Origin of the sequence: Aliivibrio fischeri (assembly GCA_038993745.2) — a bacterium.
GTDB classification, from domain to species: Bacteria; Pseudomonadota; Gammaproteobacteria; order Enterobacterales; family Vibrionaceae; genus Aliivibrio; species Aliivibrio fischeri_B.
Window position 1 is genome coordinate 2,869,656 of the sequence record CP160629.1, and the last position, 24,016, is coordinate 2,893,671.

Annotated in this window: 10 protein-coding genes, 3 tRNA genes, 6 rRNA genes and 6 pseudogenes; 6 read left to right on the forward strand and 19 right to left on the reverse strand. The window is 43.3% G+C overall.

From position 1 onward, the window contains the following. Positions 1–292: 292 nt before the first annotated feature. A 16S ribosomal RNA gene (locus tag AAFX60_013770) occupies positions 293–1,843 on the reverse strand. 497 nt (positions 1,844–2,340) lie between these two features. Here AAFX60_013770 and AAFX60_013775 point away from each other — a divergent pair. Further along, positions 2,341–2,881 (forward strand): annotated as a pseudogene (locus AAFX60_013775) (gamma carbonic anhydrase family protein). Here the strand turns inward: AAFX60_013775 and AAFX60_013780 are convergent. From AAFX60_013780 to AAFX60_013830, 11 genes and pseudogenes are all read right to left on the reverse strand, one after another. Then, positions 2,874–3,138, reverse strand: a pseudogene (locus AAFX60_013780) (DUF1488 domain-containing protein). The pseudogenes AAFX60_013775 and AAFX60_013780 overlap by 8 nt on opposite strands. Continuing rightward, positions 3,138–3,957, reverse strand: a pseudogene (gene aroE, locus AAFX60_013785) (shikimate dehydrogenase). The pseudogenes AAFX60_013780 and aroE (AAFX60_013785) overlap by 1 nt, the downstream one beginning before the upstream one ends. A 72-nt stretch (positions 3,958–4,029) precedes the next feature. Continuing rightward, positions 4,030–4,584: pseudogene (locus AAFX60_013790) on the reverse strand (Sua5/YciO/YrdC/YwlC family protein). A gap of 329 nt (positions 4,585–4,913) precedes the next feature. After that, a 23S ribosomal RNA gene (locus AAFX60_013795) occupies positions 4,914–6,993 on the reverse strand. Positions 6,994–7,260: 267 nt separating this feature from the next. Next, positions 7,261–7,336: transfer RNA gene (locus tag AAFX60_013800), tRNA-Val, on the reverse strand. A gap of 31 nt (positions 7,337–7,367) precedes the next feature. Continuing rightward, positions 7,368–7,443: transfer RNA gene (locus AAFX60_013805), tRNA-Lys, on the reverse strand. 2 nt (positions 7,444–7,445) lie between these two features. Next, a tRNA-Glu gene (locus AAFX60_013810) sits at positions 7,446–7,521 on the reverse strand. Positions 7,522–7,616: 95 nt separating this feature from the next. After that, positions 7,617–9,168 (reverse strand): 16S ribosomal RNA (locus AAFX60_013815). Positions 9,169–9,533: 365 nt separating this feature from the next. Further along, positions 9,534–9,649, reverse strand: a 5S ribosomal RNA gene (gene rrf, locus AAFX60_013820). Positions 9,650–9,744: 95 nt separating this feature from the next. Further along, a 23S ribosomal RNA gene (locus AAFX60_013825) occupies positions 9,745–12,634 on the reverse strand. Positions 12,635–12,958: 324 nt separating this feature from the next. Beyond that, positions 12,959–14,509 (reverse strand): 16S ribosomal RNA (locus AAFX60_013830). Together the 16S, 23S and 5S rRNA genes with 3 tRNA genes alongside form the textbook arrangement of a ribosomal RNA operon. Positions 14,510–15,006: 497 nt before the next feature. On the opposite strand from AAFX60_013830, the gene AAFX60_013835 reads away from it, so the two are divergent. Next, on the forward strand, positions 15,007–15,549 hold the full coding sequence (locus AAFX60_013835) for a gamma carbonic anhydrase family protein (protein XDF78954.1): 543 nt from the start codon (positions 15,007–15,009) through the stop codon (positions 15,547–15,549). Here AAFX60_013835 and AAFX60_013840 read toward each other — a convergent pair. The 3 genes from AAFX60_013840 to AAFX60_013850 form a co-directional block, all read right to left on the reverse strand. After that, positions 15,542–15,805: a DUF1488 domain-containing protein gene (locus tag AAFX60_013840; GenBank protein XDF77634.1), complete on the reverse strand. Its 264-nt coding sequence runs from the start codon at positions 15,803–15,805 to the stop codon at positions 15,542–15,544. The two genes, AAFX60_013835 and AAFX60_013840, sit on opposite strands and share 8 nt — an antisense overlap. After that, positions 15,805–16,626 carry a shikimate dehydrogenase gene (aroE, locus tag AAFX60_013845; GenBank protein ID XDF77635.1) on the reverse strand — a complete coding sequence of 274 codons (822 nt, stop codon included), beginning with the start codon at positions 16,624–16,626 and terminating at the stop codon, positions 15,805–15,807. The genes AAFX60_013840 and aroE (AAFX60_013845) overlap by 1 nt, the downstream gene beginning before the upstream one ends. 72 nt (positions 16,627–16,698) lie before the next feature. After that, entirely contained in the window at positions 16,699–17,256 is a 558-nt protein-coding gene (locus tag AAFX60_013850) for a Sua5/YciO/YrdC/YwlC family protein (protein ID XDF77636.1), read from the reverse strand. Positions 17,257–17,455: 199 nt separating this feature from the next. Here AAFX60_013850 and purE point away from each other — a divergent pair, with 199 nt between their 5' ends. Then, positions 17,456–17,941 (forward strand): 5-(carboxyamino)imidazole ribonucleotide mutase, encoded by a 486-nt coding sequence (purE, locus tag AAFX60_013855; GenBank protein XDF77637.1) that lies wholly within the window; start codon positions 17,456–17,458, stop codon positions 17,939–17,941. 2 nt (positions 17,942–17,943) lie between these two features. Continuing rightward, on the forward strand, positions 17,944–19,056 hold the full coding sequence (locus AAFX60_013860; GenBank protein ID XDF77638.1) for a 5-(carboxyamino)imidazole ribonucleotide synthase: 1,113 nt from the start codon (positions 17,944–17,946) through the stop codon (positions 19,054–19,056). A 37-nt stretch (positions 19,057–19,093) separates the two neighbouring features. Here AAFX60_013860 and AAFX60_013865 read toward each other — a convergent pair whose 3' ends face one another. From AAFX60_013865 to AAFX60_013880, 4 genes and pseudogenes are all read right to left on the reverse strand, one after another. Next, positions 19,094–19,663, reverse strand: a complete 570-nt coding sequence (locus AAFX60_013865) for a topoisomerase DNA-binding C4 zinc finger domain-containing protein (GenBank protein ID XDF77639.1) — start codon at positions 19,661–19,663, stop codon at positions 19,094–19,096. Positions 19,664–19,673: 10 nt separating this feature from the next. Next, on the reverse strand, positions 19,674–20,147 hold the full coding sequence (locus AAFX60_013870; GenBank protein ID XDF77640.1) for a DUF494 family protein: 474 nt from the start codon (positions 20,145–20,147) through the stop codon (positions 19,674–19,676). A 2-nt stretch (positions 20,148–20,149) separates the two neighbouring features. Further along, a complete protein-coding gene (gene dprA, locus AAFX60_013875; protein XDF78955.1) occupies positions 20,150–21,253 on the reverse strand; it encodes a DNA-processing protein DprA in 1,104 nt (367 codons plus the stop codon). Positions 21,254–21,267: 14 nt separating this feature from the next. Beyond that, positions 21,268–22,337: pseudogene (locus AAFX60_013880) on the reverse strand (LysM peptidoglycan-binding domain-containing protein). 117 nt (positions 22,338–22,454) lie between these two features. Between AAFX60_013880 and def the strand changes: the two are divergent. Both def and fmt read left to right on the forward strand, forming a co-directional pair. Continuing rightward, complete coding sequence (def, locus tag AAFX60_013885) at positions 22,455–22,967, forward strand: peptide deformylase (GenBank protein ID XDF77641.1); 513 nt, start codon at positions 22,455–22,457, stop codon at positions 22,965–22,967. Positions 22,968–22,984: 17 nt separating this feature from the next. After that, positions 22,985–23,931 (forward strand): annotated as a pseudogene (gene fmt, locus AAFX60_013890) (methionyl-tRNA formyltransferase). Positions 23,932–24,016 lie beyond the last annotated feature (85 nt).

A 24,016-nucleotide genomic window follows, 5' to 3' on the forward strand; every position in this document is an offset into this window, starting at 1 on the left:
CAACCAAGGTTGAACTCGTCATTGCGAGTTCTGGTTTTTCGCCGGATTCAAAATACAAGAACACTTGAATGTGTTGTTCTTCGTTTTACAAAGTAAAACAAAGGATATTAAGAACTTTTAAATTTTGATTTGAATAACTCGTAAGTTATTTAAATCAGTCAGCTTTCCAAATTGTTAAAGAGCTTAAAGCAAAAGCTTTAATCAATAATAAAGATTATTAATTAAAACTCTTTATCTTTAATTTAAAACCTAATTAATCTGTGTGAACACTCATAAACCGTAATCTATCGTTTAAGGAGGTGATCCAGCCCCAGGTTCCCCTAGGGCTACCTTGTTACGACTTCACCCCAGTCATGAACCACAAAGTGGTGAGCGTCCTCCCGAAGGTTAAACTACCCACTTCTTTTGCAGCCCACTCCCATGGTGTGACGGGCGGTGTGTACAAGGCCCGGGAACGTATTCACCGTAGCATTCTGATCTACGATTACTAGCGATTCCGACTTCATGGAGTCGAGTTGCAGACTCCAATCCGGACTACGACGCACTTTTTGGGATTCGCTCACTATCGCTAGCTTGCAGCCCTCTGTATGCGCCATTGTAGCACGTGTGTAGCCCTACTCGTAAGGGCCATGATGACTTGACGTCGTCCCCACCTTCCTCCGGTTTATCACCGGCAGTCTCCCTGGAGTTCCCACCATTACGTGCTGGCAAACAAGGATAAGGGTTGCGCTCGTTGCGGGACTTAACCCAACATTTCACAACACGAGCTGACGACAGCCATGCAGCACCTGTCTCAGAGCTCCCGAAGGCACTAAGCTATCTCTAGCGAATTCTCTGGATGTCAAGAGTAGGTAAGGTTCTTCGCGTTGCATCGAATTAAACCACATGCTCCACCGCTTGTGCGGGCCCCGTCAATTCATTTGAGTTTTAATCTTGCGACCGTACTCCCCAGGCGGTCTACTTAACGCGTTAGCTCCGAAAGCCACGGCTCAAGGCCACAACCTCCAAGTAGACATCGTTTACGGCGTGGACTACCAGGGTATCTAATCCTGTTTGCTCCCCACGCTTTCGCATCTGAGTGTCAGTGTCTGTCCAGGGGCCGCCTTCGCCACTGGTATTCCTTCAGATCTCTACGCATTTCACCGCTACACCTGAAATTCTACCCCCCTCTACAGCACTCTAGTTCACCAGTTTCAAATGCGGTTCCGAGGTTGAGCCCCGGGCTTTCACATCTGACTTAATGAACCACCTGCATGCGCTTTACGCCCAGTAATTCCGATTAACGCTCGCACCCTCCGTATTACCGCGGCTGCTGGCACGGAGTTAGCCGGTGCTTCTTCTGTAGGTAACGTCAAATCCATACGCTATTAACGTATGAACCTTCCTCCCTACTGAAAGTACTTTACAACCCGAAGGCCTTCTTCATACACGCGGCATGGCTGCATCAGGCTTTCGCCCATTGTGCAATATTCCCCACTGCTGCCTCCCGTAGGAGTCTGGACCGTGTCTCAGTTCCAGTGTGGCTGATCATCCTCTCAGACCAGCTAGAGATCGTCGCCTTGGTGAGCTCTTACCTCACCAACTAGCTAATCTCACCTGGGCTAATCTTAGCGCGAGAGGCCCGAAGGTCCCCCTCTTTGGTCCGAAGACATTATGCGGTATTAGCTATCGTTTCCAATAGTTATCCCCCACACTAAGGCATATTCCCAGGCATTACTCACCCGTCCGCCGCTCGACGCCCTTAACGTTCCCCGAAGGTTCAGTTAAGTCGTTTCCGCTCGACTTGCATGTGTTAGGCCTGCCGCCAGCGTTCAATCTGAGCCATGATCAAACTCTTCAATTAAAGTTTTTTGGTTTGTTTCAGCAGAAACAAAACCGACTCAATGATTAATACTGATTGTTACATAAAAGTAATTTTGTGTAGTCACTCAGTTCATTGATTAGTTATTTGCTTTCGCAAATAATGATTATCAACTCACAAGTGCCCACACAGATTAATAGGTTTCTAATTTTTAAAGAGCTTTTCTTCTACTTTCAAAGCGTTTCCGCTTTTCTGTGAAGAGGACGGTCATTTTATCGATTTAAGTTTCAGTGTCAAGCACTTATTTGAAACTAAATTTTTAATTGCCGTTCTGACCTTGGTTGCTAACCCCTTATGGGATGGGCTCTCCGTGTCAGTGAGGTCGCATTATAGAGAGTTAGATCACATTAGCAAGCCCTTTTTTCAAAAAAAATCGTTTTTTTGTTTTTATGGTTAAAGTCCATACAAATCGGTGCTAAATTATCTTTTATAATGCATATTATTAACACTAAATTATCATTTTTGAGGTTTATTCTATGATTTCTTCATTACGACGCTATAAATCAAACTTTCCTTCAATCGGCTCTAATACTTATATAGATACCTCTTCTGTATTAATTGGAGAAATTACTATTGGCCAAGACTCTAGTGTTTGGCCTTTGGTTGTTGCTCGAGGTGATGTAAATAGTATTTCTATTGGCGATAGAACAAATATTCAAGATGGTTCAGTTTTGCATGTTACCATAAAAACCTGAGAACCCAAAAGGTGCACCTTTAGTTATTGGCAATGATGTCACGATTGGTCACAAAGTTATGCTGCATGGTTGCGTAATTGAAGACCGAGTTCTTGTTGGAATGGGAAGCATTATTCTAGACAACGCTTATATTGAAGCTGATGTAATGATTGGTGCTGGTTCTCTTGTTCCACCAAACAAGCGTCTTGAAAGTGGCTACCTTTATATAGGTAGCCCTGTAAAACAAGTTCGCCCTCTATCTATAGAGGAAATTGCATTACTTAAAAAATCTGCATTAAATTACGTTAATTTTAAGAATGACTATATAGAAGAAGAAATTAATTAATTTCAATCTCTCCTGAAGCATTGAATTCTTCATCTTCAATCAATGCTTCAGCTTTCTCTTCTATATCAAAGCGTAACTGGTTAAAAACCTCATTCGCTTTATCATGATGGCAAATAGATTCACCACTTTCTTTCTTCAAGCCATGAGAATGAAACTGAACAATTAATTAAGCTTCCCATTTGTTGTGCTGAAAAACGCACACACTTCTTTTCTAGCTCTACGGTTAAATCGTCTGAAAAGAGAATCGACTGATTCATTACATACCTTCTAAGTTCTTTCGTAATTCACGCAAAATTTGTTTACTACCTGGACGTAACCCTCTCCATACAGTAAAGCTTTCTGCAGCCTGACCGACTAGCATTCCTAATCCATCATAAGCTTGGTAAGCATCATTTTCTAATGCCCATTGATTAAAGATGGTTTTACCAGAGCCATACATCATGTCATAGCTAATCGCACCACCTGAGAATATGACAGGATCTATTTGAGGAAGCTCCCCAGATAAACTTGCTGATGTTGAATTGATAATGACATCAAACCCTTTATTAATATCACTCATCTTTTTTGCTTCTATCCTTCCATAAGGAGAAAACAGTTTCCGCAAGTTGTTTTGCTTTTTCATAAGTTCGATTAACAAGAGTAATAGAAGCGGGATTTTGTTTTAACAAAGGAAGAATAACGCCACGAGCTGCGCCACCAGCACAATTAATAAAATATGTTTATCTTCTAAAGGTACTTGGTACTGCAATAAGTCTTGAACTAACCCTTCGCCATCGGTGTTATCACCTAAAATAATGCCATCATCCAATTTTTTAAGTGTATTTACCGCCCCTGCGAGTTTTGCTCTTTCTGTTAATTGATAGCAAACTGAAACGCTTCCTCTTTAAAAGGGACCGTTACATTACAGCCTTTTCCTTGTTGAGAAAAAACGTTGTTACTGACTCAACAAAACCGTTTATTGGTGCTTCAATTGCTGAATATTCTAAATCCTGCATTGTTTGACGAGCAAATAAGGTATGAATAAAAGGTGATTTGCTGTGTTTAATCGGATTACCAAAAACGGCATACTTGTCCATGTAAAAATATTCCCTGCAATGAAAGAACTAAAATGATGTGAGTAACCTTACCTTAAACCAATCATTGATGCATTATCCCTGACGCAGCGTATTACCTGTTTTCGCATCACGAATTTCTGTAGGCTGAGTCCGATTACCTACTTCACCTTGAAAAATAACTACCCCGTATCCCCTAGTTGAGCTTCAACTTCAGTGACACTTCGACAAGGTTCCAATCCTGAAAGGTTAGCACTCGTTGAAGTAATTGGTTTACCGAATGCGTTACAAATAGCTTTCACTTGAGGATGAGCTGTTACTCTGACAGCAATACTATCAAATGCCCAGTAACTAAAGGTAATGTGCTTGTTTTCACTGGAACAATCCAAGTCACAGGACCAGGCCATGATGCTTTAATGGTATTTACTTGCTCTTCTGTTAATTGTTCTAAATCGATATAAGGTAATAATTGCTCTATAGATGCAGCAATCAAAATTAGTCCTTTTCTTTTGGTCTCTTTTTTACATCCAATAAATTTAGTAACGCTTGTTCGTTATCAGGATCGCAACCAACACCAAAAACGCCTTCTGTTGGATAAGCGATAACATTCCCTTGCTTCAAGGCATCTACGACTTGATTTAGATTCTTCACATTAATACCACTCTCTTCTATATATAGTATCTATTCTATTGATCTACTCAAATCACACAACCGCTTTCCTTTTTTGAATTGTCATCATTCATTAATAAGTTTAGCTTTTCCTTACGCAAACGTTTCCTTAATAAAAAAAAACCGTATAATGCGGATAACTTTTCTATATTGCCAATATTTTATTTAAGGAGTTCACAATGAAAGTCGGTATTATCATGGGTTCAAAATCAGACTGGCCAACAATGAAACTAGCCGCTGAGATGCTTGACGCTTTAATGTGCCTTATGAGACAAAAGTGGTTTCTGCTCATAGAACACCTCAGTTACTTGCTGATTATGCAACTCAAGCAAAAGATCGTGGCATCAAATTTCCGTCTAGCCGCGGGTACACTGCATCTTCACAGCGATTTCAATTTCACTGAGTCTCGGGTGGAGACAGCGTGGCCATCATTACGCCATTCGTGCAGGTCGGAACTTACCCGACAAGGAATTTCGCTACCTTAGGACCGTTATAGTTACGGCCGCCGTTTACTTGGGCTTCGATCAAGAGCTTCGACGAAGTCTAACCCCATCAATTAACCTTCAAGCACCGGGCAGGCGTCACACCGTATACGTCATCTTACGATTTAGCACAGTGCTATGTTTTTAATAAACAGTTGCAGCCACCTGGTATCTGCGACTCCGGCAGCTTAGAGAGCAAGTCTCATCACCGCTAGGAGCGTACCTTCTCCCGAAGTTACGGTACCATTTTGCCTAGTTCCTTCACCCGAGTTCTCTCAAGCGCCTTAGTATTCTCTACTCGACCACCTGTGTCGGTTTGGGGTACGATTCCTTACAATCTGAAGCTTAGAGGCTTTTCCTGGAAGCATGGCATCAATGGCTTCACTACCGTAGTAGCTCGACATCGTATCTCAGCCTAGTGTGATCCCGGATTTGCCTAAGATCACAGCCTACATACTTGAACTTGGACGACCGTCGCCAAGCCCACCTAGCCTTCTCCGTCCCCCCATCGCAATTGTAAGAAGTACGGGAATATTAACCCGTTTCCCATCGACTACGCCTTTCGGCCTCGCCTTAGGGGTCGACTTACCCTGCCCCGATTAACGTTGGACAGGAACCCTTGGTCTTCCGGCGAGCGGGTTTTTCACCGCTTTATCGTTACTCATGTCAGCATTCGCACTTCTGATACGTCCAGCACGCTTTACAACGCACCTTCAACCGCTTACAGAACGCTCCCCTACCCAATACAGTAAACTGTATTGCCGCAGCTTCGGTGTATAGTTTAGCCCCGTTACATCTTCCGCGCAGGCCGACTCGACCAGTGAGCTATTACGCTTTCTTTAAATGATGGCTGCTTCTAAGCCAACATCCTGGCTGTCTGAGCCTTCCCACATCGTTTCCCACTTAACTATAACTTTGGGACCTTAGCTGGCGGTCTGGGTTGTTTCCCTCTCCACGACGGACGTTAGCACCCGCCGTGTGTCTCCCGGATAGTACTTACTGGTATTCGGAGTTTGCAAAGGGTTGGTAAGTCGGGATGACCCCCTAGCCTTAACAGTGCTCTACCCCCAGTAGTATTCGTCCGAGGCTCTACCTAAATAGATTTCGGGGAGAACCAGCTATCTCCAGGTTTGATTGGCCTTTCACCCCTAGCCACAAGTCATCCGCTAATTTTTCAACATTAGTCGGTTCGGTCCTCCAATTGATGTTACTCAATCTTCAACCTGCCCATGGCTAGATCACCTGGTTTCGGGTCTATATCCAGAGACTGAACGCCCAGTTAAGACTCGGTTTCCCTACGGCTCCCCTAAACGGTTAACCTTGCCACTGAATATAAGTCGCTGACCCATTATACAAAAGGTACGCAGTCACACCACGAAGGTGCTCCTACTGCTTGTACGTACACGGTTTCAGGTTCTATTTCACTCCCCTCACAGGGGTTCTTTTCGCCTTTCCCTCACGGTACTGGTTCACTATCGGTCAGTCAGTAGTATTTAGCCTTGGAGGATGGTCCCCCATATTCAGACAGGATATCACGTGTCCCGCCTTACTCGTTTTCACTGATGATGAGATGTCGGTTACGGGCTATCACCCTGTATCGCGGCACTTTCCAGAGCCTTCACCTGTCTCATTAAAAGCTTAAGGGCTAACCCAATTTCGCTCGCCGCTACTTTCGGGATCTCGGTTGATTTCTCTTCCTCGGGGTACTTAGATGTTTCAGTTCTCCCGGTTCGCCTCGCTACGCTATGTATTCACGTAGCGATACGTGCTTATGCACGTGGGTTTCCCCATTCAGAAATCCCAGACTCAAATGGTTTTTACTACCTAATCTGGGCTTATCGCAAGTTAATACGTCTTTCATCGCCTCTGACTGCCAAGGCATCCACCGTGTACGCTTAGTCACTTAACCATACAACCCCAAGAGGTTTCGTATGGCATAAACAACCAAGGTTGAACTCGTCATTGCGAGTTCTGGTTTTTCGCCGGATTCAAAATACAAGAACACTTGAATGTGTTGTTCTTCGTTTTACAAAGTAAAACAAAGGATATTAAGAACTTTTAAATTTTGATTTGAATAACTCGTAAGTTATTTAAATCAGTCAGCTTTCCAAATTGTTAAAGAGCAATGTTTCTTTCGAAACCATTTTTAAAGACTCTCAAGGAGAATACTTAAAGATGGTGGGCGATACCGGGCTCGAACCAGTGACCCCCTCCTTGTAAGGGAGGTGCTCTCCCAACTGAGCTAATCGCCCACGAAAGTTTTAATTCCTTCGTGAGAAAGAATGGTGGGTCGTGCAGGATTCGAACCTGCGACCAATTGATTAAAAGTCAACTGCTCTACCAACTGAGCTAACGACCCAATGGTATCCCGTAGGGGAGTCGAACCCCTGTTACCGCCGTGAAAGGGCGGTGTCCTAGGCCTCTAGACGAACGGGACACTGGATATTTGAAGATGTTGGGCATCTTCATTGCTTCTTTACGTTTTTAACCTAATCAATCTGTGTGAACACTCATAAACCGTAATCTATCGTTTAAGGAGGTGATCCAGCCCCAGGTTCCCCTAGGGCTACCTTGTTACGACTTCACCCCAGTCATGAACCACAAAGTGGTGAGCGTCCTCCCGAAGGTTAAACTACCCACTTCTTTTGCAGCCCACTCCCATGGTGTGACGGGCGGTGTGTACAAGGCCCGGGAACGTATTCACCGTAGCATTCTGATCTACGATTACTAGCGATTCCGACTTCATGGAGTCGAGTTGCAGACTCCAATCCGGACTACGACGCACTTTTTGGGATTCGCTCACTATCGCTAGCTTGCAGCCCTCTGTATGCGCCATTGTAGCACGTGTGTAGCCCTACTCGTAAGGGCCATGATGACTTGACGTCGTCCCCACCTTCCTCCGGTTTATCACCGGCAGTCTCCCTGGAGTTCCCACCATTACGTGCTGGCAAACAAGGATAAGGGTTGCGCTCGTTGCGGGACTTAACCCAACATTTCACAACACGAGCTGACGACAGCCATGCAGCACCTGTCTCAGAGCTCCCGAAGGCACTAAGCTATCTCTAGCGAATTCTCTGGATGTCAAGAGTAGGTAAGGTTCTTCGCGTTGCATCGAATTAAACCACATGCTCCACCGCTTGTGCGGGCCCCCGTCAATTCATTTGAGTTTTAATCTTGCGACCGTACTCCCCAGGCGGTCTACTTAACGCGTTAGCTCCGAAAGCCACTCCTCAAGGGAACAACCTCCAAGTAGACATCGTTTACGGCGTGGACTACCAGGGTATCTAATCCTGTTTGCTCCCCACGCTTTCGCATCTGAGTGTCAGTGTCTGTCCAGGGGGCCGCCTTCGCCACTGGTATTCCTTCAGATCTCTACGCATTTCACCGCTACACCTGAAATTCTACCCCCCTCTACAGCACTCTAGTTCACCAGTTTCAAATGCGGTTCCGAGGTTGAGCCCCGGGCTTTCACATCTGACTTAATGAACCACCTGCATGCGCTTTACGCCCAGTAATTCCGATTAACGCTCGCACCCTCCGTATTACCGCGGCTGCTGGCACGGAGTTAGCCGGTGCTTCTTCTGTAGGTAACGTCAAATCCATACGCTATTAACGTATGAACCTTCCTCCCTACTGAAAGTACTTTACAACCCGAAGGCCTTCTTCATACACGCGGCATGGCTGCATCAGGCTTTCGCCCATTGTGCAATATTCCCCACTGCTGCCTCCCGTAGGAGTCTGGACCGTGTCTCAGTTCCAGTGTGGCTGATCATCCTCTCAGACCAGCTAGAGATCGTCGCCTTGGTGAGCTCTTACCTCACCAACTAGCTAATCTCACCTGGGCTAATCTTAGCGCGAGAGGCCCGAAGGTCCCCCTCTTTGGTCCGAAGACATTATGCGGTATTAGCTATCGTTTCCAATAGTTATCCCCCACACTAAGGCATATTCCCAGGCATTACTCACCGTCCGCCGCTCGACGCCCTTAACGTTCCCCGAAGGTTCAGTTAAGTCGTTTCCGCTCGACTTGCATGTGTTAGGCCTGCCGCCAGCGTTCAATCTGAGCCATGATCAAACTCTTCAATTAAAGTTTTTTTGGTTTGTTTCAGCAGAAACAAAACCGACTCAATGATTAATACTGATTGTTACATAAAAGTAATTTTGTGTAGTCACTCAGTTCATTGATAATGTGTTGATTATCAATTCATAAGTGCCCACACAGATTGATTTGGTTAAATTGTTAAAGAGCTTGTCTTTCAACCACTTAGCGTTTCCGCTTCGTCGTTTCAGGCTGCGTATAATACGCTGTCTGATTTGAAAGTCAAGATAATATTTTCAACTTTTTCAATTATTTTTGAATCGTTAAAAACGTTATGTTGACTTGGCTCACAGTGACAGTCTGGGAGCGAAATAAAAGCCCGTTCAACTGAACGGGCTCTTATTCAAATTCAAGCCTGGCGATGTCCTACTCTCACATGGGGAAACCCCACACTACCATCGGCGCTATTACGTTTCACTTCTGAGTTCGGCATGGGATCAGGTGGGTCCATAACGCTATGGTCGCCAAGCAAATTCTTTAATTCGGAAAGCTTATTGTCTTCTTAATGCACATTCAATTCGTTTCTTGCAACTTTAAATCCGTTCAAAACCCCTTGGGTGTTGTATGGTTAAGCCTCACGGGCAATTAGTATCAGTTAGCTCAATGCCTCGCAGCACTTACACACCTGACCTATCTACGTCGTAGTCTCCAACAACCCTTTAGGATACTTAAAGTATCAGGGATGACTCATCTCAGGGCTCGCTTCACGCTTAGATGCTTTCAGCGTTTATCGATTCCGAACTTAGCTACCGGGCAATGCCACTGGCGTGACAACCCGAACACCAGAGGTTCGTCCACTCCGGTCCTCTCGTACTAGGAGCAGCCCCCTTCAATCATCCAACGCCCACGGCAGATAGGGACCGAACTGTCTCACGACGTTCTAAACCCAGCTCGCGTACCACTTTAAATGGCGAACAGCCATACCCTTGGGACCGACTTCAGCCCCAGGATGTGATGAGCCGACATCGAGGTGCCAAACACCGCCGTCGATATGAACTCTTGGGCGGTATCAGCCTGTTATCCCCGGAGTACCTTTTATCCGTTGAGCGATGGCCCTTCCATCCAGAACCACCGGATCACTATGACCTGCTTTCGCACCTGCTCGAATTGTCATTCTCGCAGTCAAGCGGGCTTATGCCATTGCACTAACCTCACGATGTCCAACCGTGATTAGCCCACCTTCGTGCTCCTCCGTTACTCTTTGGGAGGAGACCGCCCCAGTCAAACTACCCACCAGGCACTGTCCGCAATCCCGATAAGGGACCAACGTTAGAACATCAAGCATACAAGGGTGGTATTTCAAGATTGCCTCCACACATACTGGCGTACGTGCTTCAAAGGCTCCCACCTATCCTACACATGTAGGGTCAATGTTCAGTGCCAAGCTGTAGTAAAGGTTCACGGGGTCTTTCCGTCTAGCCGCGGGTACACTGCATCTTCACAGCGATTTCAATTTCACTGAGTCTCGGGTGGAGACAGCGTGGCCATCATTACGCCATTCGTGCAGGTCGGAACTTACCCGACAAGGAATTTCGCTACCTTAGGACCGTTATAGTTACGGCCGCCGTTTACTTGGGCTTCGATCAAGAGCTTCGACCGAAGTCTAACCCCATCAATTAACCTTCAAGCACCGGGCAGGCGTCACACCGTATACGTCATCTTACGATTTAGCACAGTGCTATGTTTTTAATAAACAGTTGCAGCCACCTGGTATCTGCGACTCCCGGCAGCTTAGAGAGCAAGTCTCATCACCGCTAGGAGCGTACCTTCTCCCGAAGTTACGGTACCATTTTGCCTAGTTCCTTCACCCGAGTTCTCTCAAGCGCCTTAGTATTCTCTACTCGACCACCTGTGTCGGTTTGGGGTACGATTCCTTACAATCTGAAGCTTAGAGGCTTTTCCTGGAAGCATGGCATCAATGGCTTCACTACCGTAGTAGCTCGACATCGTATCTCAGCCTAGTGTATTCCCGGATTTGCCTAAGAATACAGCCTACATACTTGAACTTGGACGACCGTCGCCAAGCCCACCTAGCCTTCTCCGTCCCCCATCGCAATTGTAAGAAGTACGGGAATATTAACCCGTTTCCCATCGACTACGCCTTTCGGCCTCGCCTTAGGGGTCGACTTACCCTGCCCCGATTAACGTTGGACAGGAACCCTTGGTCTTCCGGCGAGCGGGTTTTTCACCCGCTTTATCGTTACTCATGTCAGCATTCGCACTTCTGATACGTCCAGCACGCTTTACAACGCACCTTCAACCGCTTACAGAACGCTCCCCTACCCAATACAGTAAACTGTATTGCCGCAGCTTCGGTGTATAGTTTAGCCCCGTTACATCTTCCGCGCAGGCCGACTCGACCAGTGAGCTATTACGCTTTCTTTAAATGATGGCTGCTTCTAAGCCAACATCCTGGCTGTCTGAGCCTTCCCACATCGTTTCCCACTTAACTATAACTTTGGGACCTTAGCTGGCGGTCTGGGTTGTTTCCCTCTCCACGACGGACGTTAGCACCCGCCGTGTGTCTCCCGGATAGTACTTACTGGTATTCGGAGTTTGCAAAGGGTTGGTAAGTCGGGATGACCCCCTAGCCTTAACAGTGCTCTACCCCCAGTAGTATTCGTCCGAGGCTCTACCTAAATAGATTTCGGGGAGAACCAGCTATCTCCAGGTTTGATTGGCCTTTCACCCCTAGCCACAAGTCATCCGCTAATTTTTCAACATTAGTCGGTTCGGTCCTCCAATTGATGTTACTCAATCTTCAACCTGCCCATGGCTAGATCACCTGGTTTCGGGTCTATATCCAGAGACTGAACGCCCAGTTAAGACTCGGTTTCCCTACGGCTCCCCTAAACGGTTAACCTTGCCACTGAATATAAGTCGCTGACCCATTATACAAAAGGTACGCAGTCACACCACGAAGGTGCTCCTACTGCTTGTACGTACACGGTTTCAGGTTCTATTTCACTCCCCTCACAGGGGTTCTTTTCGCCTTTCCCTCACGGTACTGGTTCACTATCGGTCAGTCAGTAGTATTTAGCCTTGGAGGATGGTCCCCCCATATTCAGACAGGATATCACGTGTCCCGCCTTACTCGTTTTCACTGATGATGAGATGTCGGTTACGGGGCTATCACCCTGTATCGCGGCACTTTCCAGAGCCTTCACCTGTCTCATTAAAAGCTTAAGGGCTAACCCAATTTCGCTCGCCGCTACTTTCGGGATCTCGGTTGATTTCTCTTCCTCGGGGTACTTAGATGTTTCAGTTCTCCCGGTTCGCCTCGCTACGCTATGTATTCACGTAGCGATACGTGCTTATGCACGTGGGTTTCCCCATTCAGAAATCCCAGACTCAAATGGTTTTTACTACCTAATCTGGGCTTATCGCAAGTTAATACGTCTTTCATCGCCTCTGACTGCCAAGGCATCCACCGTGTACGCTTAGTCACTTAACCATACAACCCCAAGAGGTTTCGTATGGCATAAACAACCAAGGTTGAACTCATCATTGCGAGTTCTGGTTTTTCGCCGGATTCAAAATACAAGAACACTTGAATGTGTTGTTCTTCGTTTTACAAAGTAAAACAAAGGATATTAAGAACTTTTAAATTTTGATTTGAATAACTCGTAAGTTATTTAAATCAGTCAGCTTTCCAAATTGTTAAAGAGCTTAAAGCAAAAGCTTTAATCAATAATAAAGATTATTAATTAAAACTCTTTATCTTTAATTTAAAACCTAATTAATCTGTGTGAACACTCATAAACCGTAATCTATCGTTTAAGGAGGTGATCCAGCCCAGGTTCCCCTAGGGCTACCTTGTTACGACTTCACCCCAGTCATGAACCACAAAGTGGTGAGCGTCCTCCCGAAGGTTAAACTACCCACTTCTTTTGCAGCCCACTCCCATGGTGTGACGGGCGGTGTGTACAAGGCCCGGGAACGTATTCACCGTAGCATTCTGATCTACGATTACTAGCGATTCCGACTTCATGGAGTCGAGTTGCAGACTCCAATCCGGACTACGACGCACTTTTTGGGATTCGCTCACTATCGCTAGCTTGCAGCCCTCTGTATGCGCCATTGTAGCACGTGTGTAGCCCTACTCGTAAGGGCCATGATGACTTGACGTCGTCCCCACCTTCCTCCGGTTTATCACCGGCAGTCTCCCTGGAGTTCCCACCATTACGTGCTGGCAAACAAGGATAAGGGTTGCGCTCGTTGCGGGACTTAACCCAACATTTCACAACACGAGCTGACGACAGCCATGCAGCACCTGTCTCAGAGCTCCCGAAGGCACTAAGCTATCTCTAGCGAATTCTCTGGATGTCAAGAGTAGGTAAGGTTCTTCGCGTTGCATCGAATTAAACCACATGCTCCACCGCTTGTGCGGGCCCCCGTCAATTCATTTGAGTTTTAATCTTGCGACCGTACTCCCCAGGCGGTCTACTTAACGCGTTAGCTCCGAAAGCCACGGCTCAAGGCCACAACCTCCAAGTAGACATCGTTTACGGCGTGGACTACCAGGGTATCTAATCCTGTTTGCTCCCCACGCTTTCGCATCTGAGTGTCAGTGTCTGTCCAGGGGGCCGCCTTCGCCACTGGTATTCCTTCAGATCTCTACGCATTTCACCGCTACACCTGAAATTCTACCCCCCTCTACAGCACTCTAGTTCACCAGTTTCAAATGCGGTTCCGAGGTTGAGCCCCGGGCTTTCACATCTGACTTAATGAACCACCTGCATGCGCTTTACGCCCAGTAATTCCGATTAACGCTCGCACCCTCCGTATTACCGCGGCTGCTGGCACGGAGTTAGCCGGTGCTTCTTCTGTAGGTAACGTCAAATCCATACGCTATTAACGTATGAACCTTCCTCCCTACTGAAAGTACTTTACAACCCGAAGGCCTTCTTCATACACGCGGCATGGCTGCATCAGGCTTTCGCCCATTGTGCAATATTCCCCACTGCTGCCTCCCGTAGGAGTCTGGACCGTGTCTCAGTTCCAGTGTGGCTGATCATCCTCTCAGACCAGCTAGAGATCGTCGCCTTGGTGAGCTCTTACCTCACCAACTAGCTAATCTCACCTGGGCTAATCTTAGCGCGAGAGGCCCGAAGGTCCCCTCTTTGGTCCGAAGACATTATGCGGTATTAGCTATCGTTTCCAATAGTTATCCCCCACACTAAGGCATATTCCCAGGCATTACTCACCCGTCCGCCGCTCGACGCCCTTAACGTTCCCCGAAGGTTCAGTTAAGTCGTTTCCGCTCGACTTGCATGTGTTAGGCCTGCCGCCAGCGTTCAATCTGAGCCATGATCAAACTCTTCAATTAAAGTTTTTTGGTTTGTTTCAGCAGAAACAAAACCGACTCAATGATTAATACTGATTGTTACATAAAAGTAATTTTGTGTAGTCACTCAGTTCATTGATTAGTTATTTGCTTTCGCAAATAATGATTATCAACTCACAAGTGCCCACACAGATTAATAGGTTTCTAATTTTTAAAGAGCTTTTCTTCTACTTTCAAAGCGTTTCCGCTTTTCTGTGAAGAGGACGGTCATTTTATCGATTTAAGTTTCAGTGTCAAGCACTTATTTGAAACTAAATTTTTAATTGCCGTTCTGACCTTGGTTGCTAACCCCTTATGGGATGGGCTCTCCGTGTCAGTGAGGTCGCATTATAGAGAGTTAGATCACATTAGCAAGCCCTTTTTTCAAAAAAAATCGTTTTTTTGTTTTTATGGTTAAAGTCCATACAAATCGGTGCTAAATTATCTTTTATAATGCATATTATTAACACTAAATTATCATTTTTGAGGTTTATTCTATGATTTCTTCATTACGACGCTATAAATCAAACTTTCCTTCAATCGGCTCTAATACTTATATAGATACCTCTTCTGTATTAATTGGAGAAATTACTATTGGCCAAGACTCTAGTGTTTGGCCTTTGGTTGTTGCTCGAGGTGATGTAAATAGTATTTCTATTGGCGATAGAACAAATATTCAAGATGGTTCAGTTTTGCATGTTACCCATAAAAACCCTGAGAACCCAAAAGGTGCACCTTTAGTTATTGGCAATGATGTCACGATTGGTCACAAAGTTATGCTGCATGGTTGCGTAATTGAAGACCGAGTTCTTGTTGGAATGGGAAGCATTATTCTAGACAACGCTTATATTGAAGCTGATGTAATGATTGGTGCTGGTTCTCTTGTTCCACCAAACAAGCGTCTTGAAAGTGGCTACCTTTATATAGGTAGCCCTGTAAAACAAGTTCGCCCTCTATCTATAGAGGAAATTGCATTACTTAAAAAATCTGCATTAAATTACGTTAATTTTAAGAATGACTATATAGAAGAAGAAATTAATTAATTTCAATCTCTCCTGAAGCATTGAATTCTTCATCTTCAATCAATGCTTCAGCTTTCTCTTCTATATCAAAGCGTAACTGGTTAAAAACCTCATTCGCTTTATCATGATGGCAAATAGATTCACCACTTTCTTCTTCAAGCCATGAGAATGAAACTGAACAATTAATTAAGCTTCCCATTTGTTGTGCTGAAAAACGCACACACTTCTTTTCTAGCTCTACGGTTAAATCGTCTGAAAAGAGAATCGACTGATTCATTACATACCTTCTAAGTTCTTTCGTAATTCACGCAAAATTTGTTTACTACCTGGACGTAACCCTCTCCATACAGTAAAGCTTTCTGCAGCCTGACCGACTAGCATTCCTAATCCATCATAAGCTTGGTAAGCATCATTTTCTAATGCCCATTGATTAAAGATGGTTTTACCAGAGCCATACATCATGTCATAGCTAATCGCACCACCTGAGAATATGACAGGATCTATTTGAGGAAGCTCCCCAGATAAACTTGCTGATGTTGAATTGATAATGACATCAAACCCTTTATTAATATCACTCATCTTTTTTGCTTCTATCCTTCCATAAGGAGAAAACAGTTCCGCAAGTTGTTTTGCTTTTTCATAAGTTCGATTAACAAGAGTAATAGAAGCGGGATTTTGTTTTAACAAAGGAAGAATAACGCCACGAGCTGCGCCACCAGCACCAATTAATAAAATATGTTTATCTTCTAAAGGTACTTGGTACTGCAATAAGTCTTGAACTAACCCTTCGCCATCGGTGTTATCACCTAAAATAATGCCATCATCCAATTTTTTAAGTGTATTTACCGCCCCTGCGAGTTTTGCTCTTTCTGTTAATTGATTAGCAAACTGAAACGCTTCCTCTTTAAAAGGGACCGTTACATTACAGCCTTTTCCTTGTTGAGAAAAAAACGTTGTTACTGACTCAACAAAACCGTTTATTGGTGCTTCAATTGCTGAATATTCTAAATCCTGCATTGTTTGACGAGCAAATAAGGTATGAATAAAAGGTGATTTGCTGTGTTTAATCGGATTACCAAAAACGGCATACTTGTCCATGTAAAAATATTCCCTGCAATGAAAGAACTAAAATGATGTGAGTAACCTTACCTTAAACCAATCATTGATGCATTATCCCTGACGCAGCGTATTACCTGTTTTCGCATCACGAATTTCTGTAGGCTGAGTCCGATTACCTACTTCACCTTGAAAAATAACTACCCCCGTATCCCCTAGTTGAGCTTCAACTTCAGTGACACTTCGACAAGGTTCCAATCCTGAAAGGTTAGCACTCGTTGAAGTAATTGGTTTACCGAATGCGTTACAAATAGCTTTCACTTGAGGATGAGCTGTTACTCTGACAGCAATACTATCAAATTGCCCAGTAACTAAAGGTAATGTGCTTGTTTTCACTGGAACAATCCAAGTCACAGGACCAGGCCATGATGCTTTAATGGTATTTACTTGCTCTTCTGTTAATTGTTCTAAATCGATATAAGGTAATAATTGCTCTATAGATGCAGCAATCAAAATTAGTCCTTTTTCTTTTGGTCTCTTTTTTACATCCAATAAATTTAGTAACGCTTGTTCGTTATCAGGATCGCAACCAACACCAAAAACGCCTTCTGTTGGATAAGCGATAACATTCCCTTGCTTCAAGGCATCTACGACTTGATTTAGATTCTTCACATTAATACCACTCTCTTCTATATATAGTATCTATTCTATTGATCTACTCAAATCACACAACCGCTTTCCTTTTTTGAATTGTCATCATTCATTAATAAGTTTAGCTTTTCCTTACGCAAACGTTTTCCTTAATAAAAAATAACCGTATAATGCGGATAACTTTTCTATATTGCCAATATCTTTATTTAAGGAGTTCACAATGAAAGTCGGTATTATCATGGGTTCAAAATCAGACTGGCCAACAATGAAACTAGCCGCTGAGATGCTTGACCGCTTTAATGTGCCTTATGAGACAAAAGTGGTTTCTGCTCATAGAACACCTCAGTTACTTGCTGATTATGCAACTCAAGCAAAAGATCGTGGCATCAAAGTAATTATCGCAGGTGCGGGTGGTGCAGCACACCTTCCTGGAATGGCAGCAGCATTCACAAGTGTTCCTGTTTTAGGTGTTCCAGTACAATCTCGTGCACTTAAAGGTATGGATTCATTACTTTCAATTGTACAGATGCCAAAAGGTATTGCTGTTGGTACTCTTGCGATAGGTGAAGCGGGAGCGGCTAATGCAGGTATCCTTGCAGCTCAAATCATTGGAACATCAAACGAAGAAGTAATGGCTGCGGTTGAAACTTTCCGTAAAGAACAAACTGAAATGGTGTTAGAGAACCCAGATCCATCAGAGGATTAATCATGAATGTTCTTATTTTAGGTTCAGGTCAATTAGCACGAATGATGTCTTTAGCTAGTGCTCCATTAAATATTGATGTGATCGCTTATGATGTTAATAGCCAACAAATTGTACATCCATTAACTCAACAACCGATTGATTTATCATTAGAACAAGCCATTAAACAAGTCGATGTTATTACGGCTGAGTTTGAACATATTCCTCATCATATTCTAGATATTTGTAGTGTAAGTGGAAAATTTCAACCAACACCTGATGCAATAAAAGCAGGTGGTGATCGCCGTCTTGAAAAAAAGTTATTAGATAACGCGCATGTTGCAAATGCCAAATACCATAATATCAATACTAAACAGGACTTTTTGAATGCCATCGATACCGTTGGGATCCCTATGGTATTGAAGAGTGCGTTAGGCGGTTATGATGGAAAAGGTCAATGGCGCTTAAAAGACGTATCACAAGTTGATTCTATTTGGGAAGAAATGGATGAGTTAATTAAAAGCTCTCCAAATCAAGCAATAGTTGCAGAACAATTTATTCCATTTAACCGTGAAGTTTCACTCATTGGAGCTCGTAATAAAAACGGTCAAATGGTGACTTACCCACTGACTGAAAATGTTCATGTCGATGGTGTTCTTGCTTTATCAACCGCTTTAGAAGGGACAAGTAATTTACAACAACAAGCCGATGAAATGTTTACCGCTATCGCTGATGAACTGAATTATATCGGAGTGCTTGCTATTGAGTTTTTCGATGTAGACGGAACGTTACTTGTAAATGAAATTGCCCCTCGTGTGCATAATTCAGGGCACTGGACTCAACAAGGGACCGATATTTGCCAATTTGAAATGCACATTCGAGCGGTATGCAACTTACCATTAACGGGTAATCAATTACTTCGCTCAACTGCGATGATTAATATTTTAGGTGAAGATAGCTTACCAGATGAAATATTAACAATGCCGAATTGCCATATTCATTGGTATGGAAAAGAGAAGCGAGCGGGTAGAAAAATGGGACATATTAACGTGTGTGCCGACTCCCCTGAAATGCTACAAAAAGAGCTTTCTAAACTTGCAAATATTTTAGATAAACAAGCCTTTAAAGCTCTTTCTTAAATCTCAAGGTATGAGTAACTTAATACTTGTGATTAAGTTACTCTGATTGGCTCTGAACTTCTGCACATTTTTTATCTGCACAGATTAAACGAGTTCCTGCCGCTGTTTCTTTTTTTAAAAGCAACTCAAAACCACATTTTTGACAACACCCTTGCTGTGGCTCTAAATTAACCGCAAAACGACAAGCAGGGTAAGCATCACATGCGTAAAATGATTTACCAAAGCGAGATTGTTTCTCTTGTAGATGTCCTTTATGACAACTAGGACAAACCGTTTCTGTCTGCGACGACTCTTTCTTTTGTTCTAAAGATTCAATATGAGTACATGATGGATATGCAGAACAACCGATAAACATTCCATATCGGCCTTGTCTCAACACCAATTCACTTTCACATTGAGGGCATGGGATCCCTAACTCTTTCACTACATGACCATCATTACTTTTTAATGGACGAATATAGTCACATTCAGGGTAATTTTGACAACCTAAAAATGGACCTCTTTTTCCATAACGGATACTTAGTTCACCGCTACATTGAGGGCATATTTCATGCTCTAACGCATGCTCATGCGCTTGAAATAATTCTTTATCAATCTTTCCAGACATTCTCTCAGCCTTAGTGAGTCAAGCCTACATCAGAGGTATACAATAACTCTTCCATCTGTGTATAAGCGCTTTCCTGTCCTGGAACATTAAACAATACCATTAGGACAACCCACTTTAGATCATCTAATGACAGTTCATCCGTTTCTAAAGCCATTACTTGCTCAATTACCATTTCACGAGTTTCGCTAGTAAGTACTTTAATTTGTTCTAAGAAAAGTAAAAAACCACGACATGCCGTATTTATCCCATCAATTTCTTGTTGAGTATAAATTCGCATTGACGTTGACGTTCCTGTTGCAACACGAGCGTGCTCGTCCGTATCTTGTAAACGAGCCAGATCTTCTAACCAATCTAACGCTTTATATACTGCTTCTTGGTGAAAGCCTGCTTTTAGCAATTCATCTTCTAATTTTTCTTGTTCTACATTCAGTTCAACATCACTATGGATATATGTTTCAAATAGATACATCAGAACATCCATCATGGCTAGCCCCTCCGCTTTTTAATGTAACCCCCTGGGACTGCAGCGATGAAACCTTGCAACTCTAATTCAAGTAATTGCATCATGATTTCATGTACAGGCATCTGACACCGCTCTGCGATTATATCGACAGGCGTCGCCTCACCGCCTACGGTAGCGAACACTTCAGGAAATGGCAATTGTTCAGTGATAACTTCTTGTTCGAAAAGTGATGGTTGATGAGATAGTGCACACTCAGTCAGAGCTCCTATTTCATTAAAAATATCATCAGGAGAAGATACCAGTGTTGCTCCAGATTTAATTAAACCATTCGAACCTTGAGCTGTTGGGTTTTGAATAGAACCAGGTAAAGCAAATACCTCTCGTCCCTGTTCATTTGCATATCTTGCTGTAATTAGAGACCCTGAACGCTCTGCCGCTTCAACAACAAGAACCCCTGTTGATAAACCACTAATGATTCGATTGCGTCGTGGAAAGTTATCCGCTCTTGGTGGAGCATCAGGCCTAAACTCAGAAACTAAGGCGCCATTTTCACTCACTCTCTGAGCTAAGGAGCGATGCTTGGCTGGGTAGATCTTTTCTAGACCAGAGCCAAGAACAGCAATGGTTTTCCCTTTTGCTTCTATTGCACCATGATGTGCATATCCATCGACACCGAGTGCAAGACCGCTGGTTACAACATAATTATGCTGAACAATAGAACGAGCAAACTCTTTAGCACAATCCAATCCTTCCAGACTGGCATTTCGGCTCCCGACAATCGCCACTTGTGGCTCAGATAAACAGAGAGCATCCCCTTTAACAAACAACACTGGAGGTGGAGCGCTAATCTCTGACAACAATTTGGGGTATCTAGGATCAGTTAATGGCAATATCGTATGTTCAGAACTCTTTTCTTGCCAAGTCAAACAGGTTTCAACCTGCTTATTTGTCGTCTGCTTTAGATAGGATATTTGAGATGAAGAGAGACCTAAAGCCTGTAATTGATCATCATTGTATTGCAGAATATTTTCAGCTGAATCGACACTGAGTAAACGGGACATTACCTTCCCGCCTACTCTAGGACAAAAGCATAAGGTTAGCCAAGCCGATAGATGTTCTTCGGAAATGGACATAACGTTATTTATTCCTCATCAGGAGAAACCGCTATAACACCTTTGTGTATTGGCATTTCACTTTTTGTAATGAGTGCTAAGCTAAATTTTTCATAAGGCCTAATAACAATTAATTCACCAATTTCCGTTTGAGGTAATTGAATGCCTTTTTCTTGGTGTCTTTATCGACTTCATAGTAGTACTCGCCTTTATTGCCATTAACAATGTTTCCTTCTTCTTTCAAAGAAAACATACTTCCTTGCAATAAGCCGTCATTACTGCCTTTATCTATCACTGCAACTTGATTAACCGCTAAGTATTCACCACCATCAATGGAACCAAGTATGGATACATCAATATATTTTGGTGCAGGTTGAGGGTAAAACGTTGTGGTTAATTCTGTTTTTATTTCATCTGAAGAAATAGGTAAAACCACATCATTAATCGCAATTTCTTGTTGCTGTTTAATGATTTTTAATCCACTCATATCTTCATTACTTTCGGCTAGCTCAGCGACACCAACAAGACGAAGGGCATAAGATGAGGCTTTGTCATCCTGACGAGAAAATTCATTAACGACTCGGTATATACCCCATTCTTTATGCGATAGCTCAGCATCAACGTACACTCTTTCACTCGAACTTAAAAATTTACGACCATCACTGGTTCCAAGTACTCGGTAAGACGTTTGGTAATTCACATCATCAATTAAACGATCTGACTGTAAATAAGGTACAACTAAGCTAGTGGGTAAGGTAGGAACCGGCTCTTTTACCACCTTACGCATTTTAGGCGACAATTTTTTAAGCGGTTTAACACTTAATACCGGATTACCATTGTGCCAACTTAACGTTAATTCATCTCCAGGATAAATTAAGTGAGGATTATTTATATCTGGGTTAATTTTCCATAATTTTGGCCAAAACCAAGGGCTATCTAAAAATAACGCCGAAATATCCCAGAGAGTATCCCCTTTTTTAACGGTGTATTGTTCCGGATAATCTTGTTTTAAAACCAATTTATCATCGCTTGATATCGATGGTGATGAGAATAAAATTGCGCTAATTAATGATGAAAAAATGAGTGTTTTTTTTAACATGGTCCGCTTTCCTTGTCAGACATACCAACCGATGCTGTCATTTGCTCAATAAAATGTCTAGAATTGGAACTATTAGGTTTATGCCGTTTTCGGCGCAGTTCAACATTTTGAGTATTTATGGCTTTATTAGAAGTATTAACGTTCCCGGATGACCGTCTACGTACCGTAGCAAAACCGGTAGAAGCAGTAACACCTGAAATCCAAAAATTTGTCGATGACATGATTGAAACCATGTACGACGAAGAAGGTATTGGCCTTGCTGCTACACAAGTCGATTTTCACCAACGTATCGTAGTGATTGATGTTTCTGAAACTCGTGACGAACCAATGGTTTTAATCAATCCTGTTATCACACAAAAAAGTGGTGATGATGGTATTGAAGAAGGCTGTTTGTCTGTTCCTGGTGCAAAAGGACTTGTTCCTCGCTCAGCAGAGGTATCAGTTAGCGCTCTTGATCGCGATGGTAATGAATTTAGCTTTGATGCTGATGATTTATTAGCTATCTGTGTTCAGCATGAACTTGATCACCTTGATGGCAAGTTATTCGTTGATTACTTATCGCCTCTAAAGCGTAAGCGTATCAAAGAAAAACTAGAGAAAATCAAAAAATTCAACGCTAAAAATCAGTAATTGATACCGAGGTTAATTTGAGCAAACCATTACGCATTATTTTTGCGGGCACACCCGATTTCGCTGCTCGCCATTTATCAGCACTTATCGACTCTCACCATGAAGTGATTGGCGTATACACTCAACCTGATCGCCCAGCAGGTCGTGGTAAAAAGCTAACAGCAAGCCCAGTAAAAGAGCTGGCGCTTGAGCACAATATTCCTGTGTTCCAGCCTGAAAACTTTAAGAGTGATGAAGCAAAGCAAGAGCTTGCTGACCAAAATGCTGATTTAATGGTTGTGGTTGCTTATGGCTTACTGCTACCACAAGCGGTGTTAGATACACCAAATTGGGTTGCATTAACGTTCATGGCTCGATTCTTCCTCGTTGGCGTGGTGCTGCACCTATTCAACGCTCTATTTGGGCAGGTGACGCCGAGACTGGCGTAACTATCATGCAAATGGATATTGGTTTAGATACTGGCGATATGCTGAAGATTGCAACTTTGCCTATCGAAGCAACCGATACAAGCGCCTCAATGTACGACAAATTAGCTGAACTAGGTCCAGTCGCTTTAGTTGATTGTTTATCTGATATTGCTGATGGCTCTGCTATTGCACAAAAACAAGATGATGAACTGGCTAATTACGCGAAAAAGCTAAGCAAAGAAGAAGCAAAGATTGATTGGACAATGGATGCAATTGCTATTGAACGCTGTGTTCGTGCTTTTAATCCATGGCCAATGAGTCACTTCTCTGTTGAAGATAAAGCCATTAAAGTATGGCAATCTCGTGTTGAAAGCTATACCGGAAATGCAACACCAGGCACCATTATCCAAGCGGATAAAACGGGCATTTATGTTGCGACAGGTTCAGATGCCATTGTCTTTGAACAACTGCAAGTACCTGGAAAAAAAGCAATGGGTGTTCAAGATATTTTGAATTCTCGCAAAGAATGGTTTGAAGTGGGTAATACCCTTAACTAATTCTTCAAAAATATAAAAAGGTGGCATAATTGCCACCTTCGTTTTTAAATGGCAAATATCGTATTTGCCTTTTTATTTTTGCCAA